This is a genomic window from Pseudomonas sp. E45-MNA-CIBAN-0222 (assembly GCF_040310405.1).
In the GTDB taxonomy this organism is placed as follows: Bacteria; Pseudomonadota; Gammaproteobacteria; order Pseudomonadales; family Pseudomonadaceae; genus Stutzerimonas; species Stutzerimonas stutzeri_AC.
The window spans coordinates 1-238 of record NZ_JBEOPU010000228.1 but is presented as its reverse complement, the minus strand read 5'-3'; the positions used below and the strand labels follow the sequence as shown (position 1 = coordinate 238).

The 238-nt window shown below is 65.1% G+C and carries 1 pseudogene; it reads left to right on the top strand.

Going from position 1 to position 238, the window contains the following annotated elements:
• A pseudogene (locus AAEZ08_RS23420) lies at positions 1–238 on the top strand (electron transport complex subunit RsxC); the annotation flags it as partial.

Below are 238 nucleotides of genomic sequence, written 5' to 3'. Positions count from 1 at the left end.
GGACGACGAGTCTCTGAAGAAGGCCAAGATCGACGCCGCCATGCTCAAGGCGCAGATCCGCAAGCTGGAGAAGCTTGAAGCACCGGATGACGGTCAGCAGACTGAGCTCGCCCGCCTGCGTCAGCAACTGAGCGAAGCCGAGCAGGCGTTGAGCGCCGCGCAGAGTGCCGCGCCGGCACCCGCCGCCAAGCCAGCGGACGACGAGGCACTGAAAAAGGCCAAGATCGAAGCCGCCATG